General features: G+C 32.9%; 10 protein-coding genes. 9 read left to right on the top strand and 1 reads right to left on the bottom strand.

The window, feature by feature from the left end; all coding sequences use genetic code 11:
* The first annotated feature begins 17 nt into the window (after positions 1–17).
* From Q0870_RS00290 to queG, 3 genes are all read left to right on the top strand, one after another.
* Entirely contained in the window at positions 18–1,913 is a 1,896-nt protein-coding gene (locus tag Q0870_RS00290) for an OmpA family protein (protein WP_298550048.1), read from the top strand.
* Positions 1,914–2,080: 167 nt separating this feature from the next.
* Complete coding sequence (gene ruvB / locus Q0870_RS00285) at positions 2,081–3,103, top strand: Holliday junction branch migration DNA helicase RuvB (RefSeq protein ID WP_298550047.1); 1,023 nt, start codon at positions 2,081–2,083, stop codon at positions 3,101–3,103.
* 47 nt (positions 3,104–3,150) lie between these two features.
* The gene (gene queG / locus Q0870_RS00280; protein WP_298550046.1) at positions 3,151–4,074 is read left to right on the top strand and encodes a tRNA epoxyqueuosine(34) reductase QueG; all 924 of its coding nucleotides are present in this window, start codon (positions 3,151–3,153) and stop codon (positions 4,072–4,074) included.
* A 5-nt stretch (positions 4,075–4,079) separates the two neighbouring features.
* Here queG and Q0870_RS00275 read toward each other — a convergent pair whose 3' ends face one another.
* Entirely contained in the window at positions 4,080–5,108 is a 1,029-nt protein-coding gene (locus Q0870_RS00275) for a LacI family DNA-binding transcriptional regulator (RefSeq protein WP_298550044.1), read from the bottom strand.
* Positions 5,109–5,274: 166 nt separating this feature from the next.
* Between Q0870_RS00275 and Q0870_RS00270 the strand changes: the two genes are divergently transcribed.
* The 6 genes from Q0870_RS00270 to Q0870_RS00245 all read left to right on the top strand — a co-directional run bounded on the left by Q0870_RS00270 (position 5,275) and on the right by Q0870_RS00245 (position 14,702).
* Complete coding sequence (locus Q0870_RS00270; protein ID WP_298550043.1) at positions 5,275–7,965, top strand: TonB-dependent receptor; 2,691 nt, start codon at positions 5,275–5,277, stop codon at positions 7,963–7,965.
* Positions 7,966–8,055: 90 nt separating this feature from the next.
* Complete coding sequence (locus Q0870_RS00265) at positions 8,056–8,409, top strand: glutaredoxin family protein (protein WP_298550042.1); 354 nt, start codon at positions 8,056–8,058, stop codon at positions 8,407–8,409.
* Between the two features lies 1 nt (position 8,410).
* Complete coding sequence (locus Q0870_RS00260) at positions 8,411–9,760, top strand: MFS transporter (protein WP_298550040.1); 1,350 nt, start codon at positions 8,411–8,413, stop codon at positions 9,758–9,760.
* Positions 9,761–9,786: 26 nt separating this feature from the next.
* A complete protein-coding gene (locus tag Q0870_RS00255; protein WP_298550039.1) occupies positions 9,787–10,725 on the top strand; it encodes a carbohydrate kinase in 939 nt (312 codons plus the stop codon).
* A gap of 10 nt (positions 10,726–10,735) precedes the next feature.
* On the top strand, positions 10,736–12,298 hold the full coding sequence (gtfA, locus tag Q0870_RS00250; protein WP_298550038.1) for a sucrose phosphorylase: 1,563 nt from the start codon (positions 10,736–10,738) through the stop codon (positions 12,296–12,298).
* Between the two features lie 109 nt (positions 12,299–12,407).
* On the top strand, positions 12,408–14,702 hold the full coding sequence (locus tag Q0870_RS00245; RefSeq protein WP_298550037.1) for an NADP-dependent malic enzyme: 2,295 nt from the start codon (positions 12,408–12,410) through the stop codon (positions 14,700–14,702).
* Positions 14,703–14,717: the final 15 nt, after the last annotated feature.

The raw sequence follows: 14,717 nt of genomic DNA, 5'->3' as shown, positions 1-14,717 counted from the left end.
TTTAATACTAGGAAAACATGAAAAAATATATATACATACTTGCAGGCCTTTTATTAGTTAGTGGAATGGCACATGCACAAAAGAAAAATTTGAAACGAGCAAATAAGCTTTTTGAAATACGCGCATATAAAGATGCTGCGGAACTTTATGAAACTAAAGAGCGCAATCAAGAAGTACTTCAAAATTTAGGAGATAGTTATTATTATAACACGAGTATTCAAAAGGCTATTAAAACCTACCGAGAGTTATTTGTAGAATATGGAGATTCTATTGATATAGAATATCATTTCAGATTTGCTCAGGCTCTAAAAGGTGTTAAAGAATATAAAGATGCCGATAAACATTTAAGTAGATATTATAATAAGCAAATTAATACATTAGCTTTTATAGGTCAAACAGATAAAACAACGCCGCATACTTTTAAACTAAAACAAATTGAAAATAAAAATTCAAGTAGCGATTTTGGTTTAACATTTTATGGTGATGATAAAGTGGCTTTTGCTTCTGGAAGAAATTCTGAAAATCCAGATTATGCATGGAACAATCTGCCATATTTAGATTTATATAGTGCCACTATTACAAGTCAAAATGTTTTAGAAGATATCCAACCATTTTCTGAAGCAATAAATACAAGTTCACATGAAAGTAATGCAGTATTTACTAAAGATGGTAAAACTATGTATTTCAATAGAACAAATACAACACGTAAGAAAACGGATGAAGAGCGTATTGCTCACATCAAAATTTACAAAGCCGAAAAAGTAGATAGTTTATGGACCAATGTTACCGCATTACCGTTCACCTCAGATGCATATAGTACAGAGCACCCAGCGCTAAGTAAAGATGGAAAAACACTTTATTTTGCTAGTGATATGCCAGGAACTTATGGAAGTTTTGATATTTATAGAGTTTCAATTAATGATGATGGTACTTATGGAGAGCCAGAAAACTTAGGAGAAACAATTAATACAAAACACAGAGAACAATTTCCTTTTATTAGTGAGTTTAATGTGTTGTACTTTTCTTCAATCGGACATTTAGGTTATGGCGGATTAGATGTATTTAGAAGTAATATGGTTAATGATGCATTTGATAAACCTGTAAATTTAGGAAGTTCTATAAACAGTAATTTAGATGATTTTGCATATGTGATTAGAGAGAAGAACAACAAAGGATATTTGTCTTCTAACAGAACAGGCTATGATAGATTATTTGGTTTTGCAAGACAAATAAACCCATTAACAATATATCAAGTAGAAGGTGTAGTGCAAGATTTAAATAGTAAGTCATTATTAGGAGGGTCATTAGTAACCTTATTTGATGAATCTGATACTGTAATTCAAGATACTATTGTTGGAGATGATGCTTATTATATTTTCAAAATAGAACCTAATAAAAAATATAAAGTTAGAGGAACTAGGAAAGCTTATATTCCTCAAGATGTTGAGTTTTCTACAGATAGTAAAGGGAAAGTGCAACACGATATTTATTTAAATTTAGAATCGTTTGCAGATGCTGAAGAACGTGTTAAAGAAAAAGACAAAGGAACAGAACAAGTTGTACAGGTTGAGCTAGATAAAATTTTCTTTGATTTTGATGAAGCTATTATCCGTGAAGATGCAGCAACTACTTTAAATGTTCTTGTTGATTTAATGAAAAAATACCCATCAATGGAAGTTGAAGTATCTGCACATACGGATGCTCGCGGACCCGATCAATACAATTTAGATTTATCTAAAGCCCGTGCCGCTTCAACACTTGAGTATTTAGTAAGTCAAGGCATTGAACGAAACCGATTAAAAAGTATTGGTTATGGTGAAATGCAACCACTCAATGCGTGTGTTAAAGAAGGTATTTGTGATGATAGAGAATACGATATTAATAGACGTTGTGAGTTTACAATTTTGAAATAATTAACCAAAAACACCAACCAAATATTTGAAAAGCCTTTCCAATTCGGAAAGGCTTTTTGTTTATATTTGCTATTACTGAACTTTTTGTCATTCCTGCGAAGGCAGAAATCTACTTTTTAAAAGCGCTAGTTAATTAAATAAGATTCCTGCTTTCGCAGGAAGTTGATATGAACGAAAACCTAGATCCAACAGACGACAATTTTTCACCTGAAGAATTAGATGTAGAAAGAAAGTTAAGACCCTTGTCATTCGATGACTTCACAGGTCAAGATCAGGTACTGGAAAATCTTCAAATATTCGTTCAAGCTGCAAATTTAAGAACCGAAGCTTTAGATCATACATTGTTTCATGGCCCTCCTGGATTAGGAAAAACAACATTGGCTCATATTTTAGCCAATGAATTAGAAGTTGGTATAAAAGTAACTTCGGGTCCTGTTTTAGATAAACCAGGGGATCTTGCAGGATTACTTACCAATCTTGAAGAACGAGACGTTTTATTTATAGATGAAATACATCGATTAAGCCCCATTGTAGAGGAGTATTTGTACTCAGCAATGGAAGATTATAAAATTGATATCATGATTGAAACTGGACCTAACGCAAGAACGGTTCAAATCAACCTTAATCCTTTTACTTTAATTGGAGCAACTACACGTTCAGGTTTACTAACAGCTCCAATGCGTGCCCGTTTTGGTATTCAAAGTAGATTACAATATTATAAAACAGATTTACTAACTACCATTGTACAGCGAAGTGCAACCATTTTGGATGTACCAATTACCATGGAGGCAGCTATAGAAATTGCAAGTAGGAGTCGTGGTACACCGCGAATTGCTAATGCATTATTACGTCGTGTCCGAGATTTTGCTCAGATAAAAGGTAATGGAAGTATAGATATTAAAATTGCTAAATATGCTTTAGAGGCCTTAAATGTTGATGCTCATGGATTGGATGAAATGGATAACAAAATACTAATAACCATTATTGATAAGTTTAAAGGCGGTCCAGTAGGAATTAGTACCATTGCTACTGCTGTAAGTGAAAGTCCAGAAACTATTGAGGAGGTTTACGAGCCTTTTTTAATACAACAAGGATTTATTATGCGAACACCTCGTGGACGAGAAGTAACCGAGCAAGCCTATAAACATTTAGGGAAAGTGAAAAACAATATTCAAGGCGGATTATTTTAAACTAATTTATATTGTCAGACTGAGCGCAGTCGAAGTCAATTAAAAAAGTGAATAACAAATCAAAATACACACAACTAATCAAAACCGAAGCAAAACGCCTCGGTTTTTTATCTTGTGGTATTAGTAAAGCTGAATTTTTAGAAGAGGAAGCACCAAGGTTAGAAAAATGGTTAAATAATAATATGCATGGACAAATGCAGTACATGGAAAACCATTTTGATAAACGCTTAGATCCAACTAAATTGGTTGAAGGTTCAAAAAGTGTAGTGTCTTTGTTATTAAATTATTTTCCTTCAGAAGAACAAAGTAAAGACAGCTTCAGAATTTCGAAATATGCTTATGGAAACGATTATCATTTCGTCATAAAAGACAAGCTCAAATCATTATTGCACTTCATTCAAGATGAAATTGGAGAAGTAGGTGGTAGAGCATTTGTAGATTCGGCACCCGTTTTAGACAAAGCTTGGGCAGCAAAATCAGGCTTAGGTTGGATTGGAAAGCACAGTAATTTATTATCCCAACAAGTAGGTTCTTTTTATTTTATAGCTGAATTAATTATCGATTTAGATTTGGAATATGATATGGTAACTACTGACCATTGTGGAACATGCACAGCATGTATAGATGCTTGCCCTACAGAGGCAATAACCGAACCTTATGTGGTTGATGGGAGCAAATGTATTTCTTATTTCACTATAGAATTAAAAGAAAATATTCCCTCAGAGTTTAAAGGTAAAATGGACGATTGGATGTTTGGGTGTGATGTATGTCAAGATGTTTGCCCATGGAATCGATTCTCAAAATCGCATAAAGAACCTTTATTTAATCCGCATCCTGAATTACTTTCAATGTCTAAAAAAGATTGGGAAGAAATTACCGAAGTCACTTTTCAAAAAGTGTTTAAAAAATCTGCCGTAAAACGCACCAAATTTTCAGGATTAAAAAGAAACATCAATTTTTTAAAAGAATAAACATATTATTTTCTTGTTGATTCTCTTTCAATTAATGCCGTATCAAGTGTAATGACCTTGGGAGGTTTAGGTTTTTCATTTTTTATTGCTTTAATTTCTTTGTAAAGTTGTTTAAAAGCGGTTTTTCCCATTTTAAAACCAGGTTGGTCAATAGTCGTTAAGGTTGGAGATATTACTGATGACATAAACCAATTACTAAATCCGACTATACTTATATCTTCTGGAATTTTCACACCTTGGTTATTAAATTCAGTCATAGCTCCAATGGCTACTAAATCTGTATTAATAAAAATACCATCAACATCATTATGTTCTATTAATAGCTGTTTTGCATTTTTTTTGCCTTCTTCAAAACTCATATCTCCACATTCACAGATGTAAACTAAAGAAGGGTCATAAGGAAGATTATTGTCTAATAAAGCTTTTTTGTAACCTAGAAATCTATCTATAGAATTTTGAGGTAAAAGTGCACCTCTAAAATGAGCAATACGTTTACAACCTATATCTATTAAATGCTGCGTTGCTAAATAAGCAGCTTTTCGGTCATCAATTATAACTTTAGAGCATTTTACTATTTTCGCAATCTTATCAAACATAACCAAAGGTTTTTCTTGATCGATAATTTGGTTTAAGTGACTAAAATCTGCTGTTCCATTTGCTAAAGAAATAAGAATACCGTCAACTCGTTGACTTAGTAACAAATCAATTTGTTTTTTTTCTAGTTCATAAGATTCATTAGATTGAAGAATGATAACCAAATACCCCTTTTTTTCAGCTTGTGAAATAATGCCTTTAATCACATTTGAAAAAAAATGATGTACAATTACGGGTATTATTAAGCCTATAGTCTTAGATTCTTTAGTTCTAAGATTAACAGCAAAAGTATTGGGTTTATAGTTTAACGTTTTAGCTAATTCTTTTACTAAGCCTTTAGTTTTTTTACTAACATCGGGGTAATCTTTTAAGGCTTTTGAAACTGTAGTAACAGATATATTTAATTGTTCTGCAATTTCTTTTAATGTTACAGGTTTCATATCTTTAATTTAAAGACTAAATATAATAATTAAATGAAGAATCGAAAACGTTTTCGGTTAAATCGAAAACGTTTTCGATGATAAAAATCAAAATTTAAATGTGCATAAATATAGATTTGATAAAAATTAACTAAATAATTTATCGAATAACTAAAATTAAGACAAAATGAATTCAATTAAAAAAAATGGATTTTTATTGATTATGATGCTACTTTCAGTTAGTACTGTTATAGCGCAATCAATATCAGGAAATGTAAAAGACAAAGCAGGTATACCTTTACCGGGTGTTAATGTTATTGTAGATGGAACTACTAAAGGAGCCGTTACAGATTTTGATGGGAACTACTCTATTAGTAATTTAGAAAACGGTACTTACACATTGTCTGCTACTTTTATTGGGTATGCAAAAACTTCACAAAGTATTACTATTGACGGTGCAGATATTACTGTAGACTTTATAATGGAAGAAGACGCACAATCATTAGATGAAATTATTGTAACGGGAGTTGTAAATCCTAAATCTAGAATAGAATCTAGTGTATCTGTTTCTACAATGGGTATTAAACTTATTGAGCAAGCAGCACCAAGAAGTGCTGGTGAACTTTTTAGAAACATACCTGGTGTACGTGCTGAATCTTCAGGAGGTGAAGGTAATGCTAACTTTAATGTACGTGGTGTACCTGTATCTTCTGGTGGATCAAGATATTTTCAAATCCAAGAAGATGGTTTGCCATTAAACTTATTTGGAGATACATCTTTTGGAAACGCTGATAACTTTTTAAGAATTGATTCTAATATTGGAAGAGTTGAAGCGATTAGAGGTGGTTCTGCATCTACGCAAACATCAAATGGACCAGCAGGTATCATTAACATGATTAGTAAAACAGGTTCGTCTGAAGGCGGTTCTTTAGCAACAACTTTTGGGTTGGATTACCAAACTAGCAGATTAGATTTTGAATATGGTACACCAATAGGAAATGGTTTGTCTTATCATATTGGTGGATTTATGAGAACTGGAGAAGGACCAAGAGATATTGGATATCAAGGAAATAAAGGAGGGCAATTTAAAGCAAACCTTACTAAAACATTTAAAAATGGATATGTACGTACATATTTTAAGTTTTTAAATGACCAATCTGTAATGTATTTACCAATGCCAATGCGTTTAGAGGGTGATAATTCTAATCCTACTTATTCTAATTTACCAGGTTTTGATATTACTTCAGACTCTCAACACTCTGCTTATTTACAACAAAGTGCAGGTACATCGCCTTTTAATGGTGAAAGACATGTAAATGATGTTAGAAAGGGCAATAACCCTATTTCAAAAGCATTGGGTGCTGAGTTTTCTTTTAGCTTACCAAAAGATTGGAAAATAACTGGTAAAGCTAGATATTCTAACAATAGCGGGCAATGGATTGCACCTTTTACAGCTGCTGTAGGTACAGTTGCTGAGATTCAAGGAGCGTTAACAGCTGATAATGATACTGATACTTCTGGTATACAATCACATTTAGGAAATTACGCGACAGCTGGTGATGTGCCTTCAACATTAGTTTATGCTGATGGTGATAGAGAAGCTTTTAATCCATCAAATGGATTAGCACAAATTATACACATGTTTGATGTTTCAATAGAAGATTTAAGTAACTTTTTTGGTGATGTTAAAATAAGTAAAAAAATAAGCGATAATGTTGGAATTACAGCAGGTTTGTTTACAGCTACTCAAAACACTAAAATTGGATGGCAATGGAATTCTTTCTTATCTGAGGTTAAAGGTGAAGGGGAAGCAAGATTAGCTGATTTTGATGGGTTCTCTAGAGGGGGACAATACTCTTATGGAACTCCAGTTTGGGGTAACTGTTGTCAACGTAAATATAATACTGTACATAGCGTGAATTCGCCTTATGTTGGTGTTGATGCCGATATAAATGATAAGTTGAACTTTGATGGTAGTATTCGTTTTGAAAACGTTAAAGTAAACGGAAATGTTATAGGTGATAAACAAGGAGAATTAGTTAGAAAAGGTAATTTTGATTATGATGGAAACGGAACTATAGAAGGTATGGAAGAAATAGTGCCAATTGCTACAGGTAACGCTGGTCAAATAGTAAATGATGATTACAACTTTGTTTCTTATTCTGCTGGTCTTAACTATAAGTTAAATGATGGAGCTGCTGTATTTGGAAGATATAGTTCTGGTGCTTCTGGTAGAGCAGCTGATAGAAATAATTATGGAACTAATGGTTTAGCTGATGTTCAGTATGACGAATTATCTCAACTTGAAGTTGGTTTCAAAAAAAGACTTAATAATGGTACACTTAATCTAACAGGTTTTATGAGTAATACAGATGAAGGTTTAAGTAATGAGTTAAATAGATCTGTAGGTAATCCATTTAAAGCTTTAGGTTTAGAGGTTGAAACAGCTCTTGCATTTGGAGAAAACTTCTCTTTTAATGGTTCTTTTACTTGGACAAAAGCAGAAATTGATGGGGGCCCTAATAAAGGGAATACTCCTAGAAGGCAAGCTGATTTAGTTTACAACTTATCTCCATCTTATAGTTTTGGTGATAATAGAGAGCATAGTTTAGCACTAAGTGTTTTAGGAACATCTAAATCTTATGCTCAAGATGATAACGATTTAGTGATGCCAGGGTATGCTTACTTTAACTTAATAGGTAGAGCAGGTTTAACAGATGGTCTTTCTTTAGTAGTAAGTGTAAATAATCTTTTTGATACGGTTGGTATTACAGAAGTTGAAGGGAATGGCGATGGTGCTTTTGGTAGCGATCGTTTAGTAAGGGCTAGAGCAATTAGTGCTCGTTCTACTACAGTATCATTACAATATAAATTTTAAAAAATAAGTTTAGTTTGATTTGAGTTTGTAATAAAAGAGTTGGAGTTTTATGCTAAGTTCCAACTCTTTTTAATTTAAATTTTATATATAATGAAAGCTTTAATTTTTTCAATATTAGTAATGGTTACCTTCGGTGAAGATAGCTATGGACAATTAAAAAATTCAGATTTAAATAATACAATAAGTTCTCAAAACAAATTGATTGTATACGGAAGTGATACATGTCATTACTGTATTGACACTAAAGCATACCTCAAAGAAAGAAACGTAGATTTTATTTATTATGATGTAGATGTAAACCTCTTAAAACAAAGAGAAATGATTCTAAAACTTCAAAAGGCAGGAATTTCTTTAGATAACTTATCATTACCAGTTGTAGATTTAGGAGAGAAACTGGTTATGAATGGCGCTAATTTTGAAAATTTTCTTAAAAAACTAAATTAAGATGAAGATAAAAAAACCAAGTTTATCCTTTTGGCAAATTTTTAATATGAATGTGGGGTTTTTAGGAATTCAATTCAGTTTTGGTTTGCAGCAAACAGCCGTTAATCCTATATTTTCATTTTTAGGAGCACATCATGAGGATTTACCTTTACTAAACCTTGCAGGTCCTGTTACTGGTTTGATAATTCAACCTATAATTGGTGCAATTTCAGATAAAACATGGTCGCCACGTTGGGGAAGACGTAAACCTTTCTTTCTTATCGGTGCTATAATAGGTAGTTTATGTTTATTTGCATTTCCATTTAGTCCAGCTCTTTGGTTTGCAGTTGGTTTGTTGTGGATTCTTGATGTTGGTAATAATATGGCAATGGAGCCTTATCGCGCTTTTGTAGGTGATAAATTACCTAACAAGCAGTTAAGTTTTGGTTATCAAATGCAAAGTTTATTTGTTGGAGCGGGTATTGTTTTAGCTAATGCCTCCATTTTTTTATTTCAAGATTGGTTTGGTGGTGCTGAAACTGTTGAAGCGGGTAGCGGTATTCCTAAATGGTTGTATTATTCATTTTTTATTGGTGCAATTTTATCGGTTTCTACTATTTTATGGTCAGTTTTAAAAACTCCAGAAATACCACCTTCCGAAGAGGAGTTTGATGAAATTAAAAAGCATAATGCTTTGCCTTTTTCAGATAGAGTAAAAACACCTTTTCTTGAAATTGTAGCAGCTATAAAAGATATGCCTAAATTTATGTGGAAATTATCTGCGGTTTATCTTTTTCAATGGTATGCCTTATTTGTGTATTGGCAGTTTATTGCACCTATGTTTAGAGAGAGTATGAATTTTGATGCTTCTCAAGCATTAAGCCAAGCGGCAAAAATGAATACCACATACAATGTTTCAACTATAGTTTTTGCATTAGCACTTGTACCATTAGCTTTAAAATTTGGTGGTAAAAAAGTATATGTGTTTAGTTTGTTTTTAACAGGAATTGCAATGCTTAGTATTCCATATATTCAGGACCCACTTTTGGTTATCCTTCCTATGATTTTGTTTGGTATAGGTTGGGCAGCAATGATGGGTATTCCTTATTCTATGGTGTCTAAAATAGTGCCTCAAGAAAGGCGCGGTGTTTATATGGGCATATTGAATATGATGATTGTAATCCCTATGGGAATTCAAACGGTAACATTTGGACCTATAGTAAAGAACTTGTTGAATAATAGTGCAGTTAATGCTATAATTTTTGGTGGTGTATTTTTTATCATAGCAGGCCTTTTGGCATTAAGACTTAAACAGCCAAAATCTTATGAAGAAGATGAGGATGTTGCTATTTCTAGCCATGGCGGACATTAATTTTAATTAAGAAAAGAAAAATAGTTTTGAAAAAAAATAATAAAGATATAGATATTCTTTGTGTTGGAGAAGTATTGGTTGATTTCATAGGGCATCAAACAGGAGTACTTATTAATAATACAAGAGATTATCATAGGTATTTAGGGGGGTCGCCAGCAAACGTAGCTATGAATTCTGCAAGATTAGGGCTAAAATCTGTTATGGTGGCTACCGTTGGCGATGATGGATTTGGAGATTATATTTTTGAAAGACTTGATGAAGTTGGTGTAAATACAGCTCAGGTAAAAAAAATTAATAACAAACCTACAAGTGTCATTTTTGTGTCTCGAACAGATAGTACACCAGATTTTGTTCCATTTAGGAAAGCTGATTCGTGTATTTCAGAAGATCAAATTTCAACAGAGTTACTTTCAAAAACCAATATATATCATACAACTTGTTTTGCTTTAAGCAAAAACCCTGCACAAACTACCATTTTAAAAAAGGCAGAGGAAGCATTTAATTTAGGGTGTAAATTAAGCATCGATGTTAATTATGCTAAGAAATTATGGAAAAGTCAAGAAGAGGCACTTAAGATTATTAAGGCCTATTGCAAGTTTAATCCTTTGGTTAAAATTAGTGAAGACGATATGCTTAGACTTTTTGAGCAGAAGCTACCTCATGAAGATATATTTAATTTTTTCCATTCTGAAGGTGTAGATACGGTGTGTTTAACTCTAGGAAGTAATGGTGTTAAGTTGTCTCAAAAAGGAAAAGAAGTTATTCAATTACCAGCAATACAAATCGATGTGGTACAGGATGCAACAGGAGCTGGAGATGCTTTTTGGTCTGGTTTTTTGTTTGCCTATATTAAAGAAAAGCCTATTAAAAAATGTTTAGAAGTGGCTTTGCAATTAGCAGCATTAAAGCTTCAAAATGTGGGGAGGTTACCAGATAATATTAACATATTGTCAGAACTTTTATAACTCTTAAGCGATGTCAAAAAAATCTATTGTAACTAATGGTGTTATGCTTAATGCATACCCAGATAGTATTGGTAAAAAATTAAGCGACATAATAAGGGTGCTTGAAATGCCAGAGTTTAGGGGTGTTTTTTCTTTATTCTATATGTTACCAACATTTTTTAATAGTGATTTAGATAGAGGCTTTTCCGTAATAGACTATAATCTTAATAAAGATTTAGTTTCAAAAGACGATTTAGAAGCTCTTGAAAAACTTAATATTCAATTAAAATTTGATATTGTATTAAATCATTTATCTGTAGCATCTCCTCAATTTAAAGATTTACTCAAAAATGGAGACCAATCAAAATACAAAGATTTCTTTATTAACTGGAATACATTTTGGAAAGGAAATGGTGCGTTAAACGAAGAAGGTGTTATCATTCCTAAAAAAGAATTTCTTGATAAATTATTCATGAGAAAATCGGGTCTTCCAATTTTAAAGGTGCCTTTTCCTGATGGGACTGAAAAACCATATTGGAATACTTTTTACCAAAAAGTGAATGAGGATAAAACCTTTTTAGGGCAAATGGATGTGAATGCTAAGTCTGAATTGGTTTGGAGTTTTTATGAAGAAACATTACAAAAAGTAAGTGATTTTGGATGCAAGATATTAAGGTTAGATGCTTTTGCTTATTTACATAAAGAAATTGGGCAATCAAACTTTTTTAATAAACCTGGTACTTGGCAGTATTTAGAACGAATTAAACAAATTGCAGATAAAAATGATTTGACCTTATTGCCAGAAATTCATGCGGAATATGGACTGCATTTGCATGATGAGGTGGCTAATGAAGGCTATCAGATATATGATTTTTTCTTACCAGGATTAACCATTCATACCATTGAAAAGGGTAATAGTAAAGCACTTTTAACATGGGCAAAAGAAATTATTAGCAAAGGTTATAAAACGGTAAATATGTTGGGTTGTCATGATGGTATTCCTGTGCTTGATTTAAAAGGTAAATCTGTTGATGGTAATTATAATAAGGGTTTACTAAAAGATAATGAGATAGAGGCTATTATGAATGTCATAATGGAACGTGGTGGCAGAGTAAAAAACCTTTACGACCCATCAGGTAATAAAATTTCATATTATCAAGTTAACGCAACGTTTTTTAGTGCATTAGGAGAGGATGAACAAAAACTACTGCTAGCTAGGGCTATTCAAATGTTTATGCCAGGGATTCCACAAGTATGGTATTTAGATATTTTTGCTGGTAAAAATGATTATGAAGCTGCCGATAAAGGTGGAAATACGGGGCATAAAGAAATAAACAGGAGTACGCTTTCAATTCAGGATGTTCAAAACGGTTTAAAACGAGATGTTGTGCGTAAACAATTAGAGATTATTAGATTGAGAAATACATCTAGCGCATTTTTAGGAACTGTAAGAATTAATGAAACTTCAGAAAAGGAAATTGATATTAAGTGGGTTAATCAAAATGAGATTGCGCATCTTACTGCAAATCTTAAAACGTGTAATTTCACTATAAATTATACAGAAGTTGGTGAAACTAGAATTATGTCTTTCTAAAATGATGTAATTTCAATTAACAAAAGAAACATCAATTTTCCAAAAGATTAGGGCTATCCTTTCTCAGGATTACTATCTTTGTTCGTTTACTAAACTATCCATCATTATTATGAGTGAAGAAAGCAAACGAAGAGAGGCTCTTATATACCATGCAAAACCAACTCCTGGTAAAATTAAAGTTGTTCCAACCAAAAAATATGCAAGCCAAAGAGATTTATCATTAGCTTATTCTCCTGGAGTAGCTGAACCTTGTTTAGAGATTGAAAAAGATAAAGAGAATGCCTACCGCTATACTTCTAAAGGGAATTTAGTAGCTGTAATTTCTAATGGAACTGCTGTTTTAGGTTTAGGGAATATAGGCCCGGAAGCCTCAAAACCTGTCATGGAAGGTAAGGGTTTATTATTCAAGATTTTTGCTGATATTGATGTATTTGATATTGAAGTTGATACTGAAAATGTTGAAGAATTCATTCAAACAGTAAAAAATATCGCACCCACTTTTGGAGGTATTAACCTTGAAGATATTAAAGCGCCTGAGGCTTTTGAAATTGAGAGGCGCCTTAAAGAAGAGTTGGATATTCCTGTGATGCATGATGATCAACATGGAACAGCAATCATTTCTGCTGCAGCGCTGTTAAATGCTGTAGAACTTGCTGAAAAGAAACTTGATGAAGTTAAAATAGTAATAAGTGGAGCAGGAGCAGCAGCCATTTCGTGTTCACGTTTATATCAAGCCTGTGGAGCAAATCGTGAAAACATGGTTATGTTAGACAGTAAGGGTGTTATTAGAAATGATAGAGACAATTTAACTCCAGAAAAAGCTGAATTTGCCACACATAGAAAAATAGATACTCTTGATGAAGCCATGAAAGACGCCGATGTATTTATTGGACTTTCAATGGCAGATATTGTAACTCCAGAAATGCTTTTAGTTATGGCTAAAAACCCAATAGTTTTTGCAATGGCTAACCCTAATCCAGAAATAAAATATGATATTGCTGTAGCTACACGAAAAGATATTATCATGGCAACGGGTCGTTCAGACCACCCTAATCAAGTAAATAATGTATTAGGGTTTCCCTTTATTTTTAGAGGAGCACTTGATGTTCGTGCTACCAAAATTAACGAAGCCATGAAAATGGCCGCAGTTCATGCTTTAGCAAAATTAGCTAAAGAGCCAGTACCAGAACAAGTTAATATTGCCTACGGCGAAACCCGTTTAACATTTGGTAAAAATTATATTATTCCAAAACCTTTTGATCCGCGTTTAATAGCACAAGTTCCACCAGCGGTTGCAAAAGCAGCTATGGAAAGCGGTGTAGCAAAGTATCCAATTAAGGATTGGGCAAAATACGAAGATGCCTTACTTGAACGATTAGGATCTGATAACAAACTAGTAAGGTTACTGTTGAATCGCGCAAAGTTATATCCAAAGCGTGTTGTTTTTGCAGAAGCAGATCAATTAGATGTATTAAAAGCGGCACAAATAGTTCATGAAGAGGGTATAGCAATACCAATTCTATTAGGAAGAAAAGAAGCTATTGAAACGCTTATGGCAGAAATTGAATTTGATGCCGATATTACTATTATTGACCCTAAGACTGAAGAAGAAAACGACCGTAAAAATAAATATGCTAAAGTTTATTGGGAACAGCGCAAACGCAGAGGCGTTACATACTATTCTGCCCAGCGTTTAATGCGAGAACGTAATTATTTTGCAGCAATGATGGTAAATGAAGGTGATGCAGATGCAGTAATTTCAGGGTATTCTCGTAATTATCCTACGGTGCTTAGGCCTATGTTAGAGCTTATTGGTTTAATGCCAGGTGTTAGTAAGGCTGCAACAACCAATTTAATGATGACTAAACGAGGGCCTTTATTTTTAAGTGACACCTCTATAAATATTGATCCTGATGCAAAAACACTGGCTAAAATTACGCAAATGACCTCTAGGGTTATTAAAATGTTTGGTTTAGATCCTGTATTAGCCATGGTATCTTATTCTAATTTTGGATCGTCAACTCACGATAGAGCTTCAAAAGTAAGAGAAGCTGTTTCTATATTACATAGAAATTATCCTGATATGATTGTTGATGGCGAATTGCAAACGGATTTTGCTTTAAATGATGAGATGCTTCGCGAACGTTTTCCGTTTTCAAAATTAGTAGGCAAAAAAGTTAATGCACTTATTTTTTCTAATTTAGATTCTGCTAACATTACATATAAGTTGTTAAAAGAATTACATGATGCAGATTCAATTGGTCCTATTATGTTAGGTATGCGAAAACCAGTACATATTCTTCAATTAGGAGCAAGCGTAGATGAAATTGTAAATATGACTGCAATTGCCGTTATAGATGCACAACATAAAGAAAAATGGGAATTAGAAAATCCAGACAGGTAAGTAAATAAAATGCGA

It is taken from the genome of uncultured Algibacter sp. (genome assembly GCF_947487575.1).
GTDB lineage: Bacteria > Bacteroidota > Bacteroidia > Flavobacteriales > Flavobacteriaceae > Algibacter_B.
Note: the sequence above shows the minus strand (reverse complement) of the source record. Positions and strands in the feature narration are given on the sequence as shown.

Bases quoted from the DNA above. Each gene is read 5' to 3' on its own strand.
- Q0870_RS00290 (WP_298550048.1), top strand. From the start codon at position 18: ATGAAAAAATATATATACATACTTGCAGGCCTTTTATTAGTTAGTGGA.
- ruvB (WP_298550047.1), top strand. From the start codon at position 2,081: ATGAACGAAAACCTAGATCCAACAGACGACAATTTTTCACCTGAAGAA.
- Q0870_RS00275 (WP_298550044.1), bottom strand. From the start codon at position 5,108: ATGAAACCTGTAACATTAAAAGAAATTGCAGAACAATTAAATATATCT.
- Q0870_RS00270 (WP_298550043.1), top strand. From the start codon at position 5,275: ATGAATTCAATTAAAAAAAATGGATTTTTATTGATTATGATGCTACTT.
- Q0870_RS00265 (WP_298550042.1), top strand. From the start codon at position 8,056: ATGAAAGCTTTAATTTTTTCAATATTAGTAATGGTTACCTTCGGTGAA.
- Q0870_RS00260 (WP_298550040.1), top strand. From the start codon at position 8,411: ATGAAGATAAAAAAACCAAGTTTATCCTTTTGGCAAATTTTTAATATG.
- gtfA (WP_298550038.1), top strand. From the start codon at position 10,736: ATGTCAAAAAAATCTATTGTAACTAATGGTGTTATGCTTAATGCATAC.
- Q0870_RS00245 (WP_298550037.1), top strand. From the start codon at position 12,408: ATGAGTGAAGAAAGCAAACGAAGAGAGGCTCTTATATACCATGCAAAA.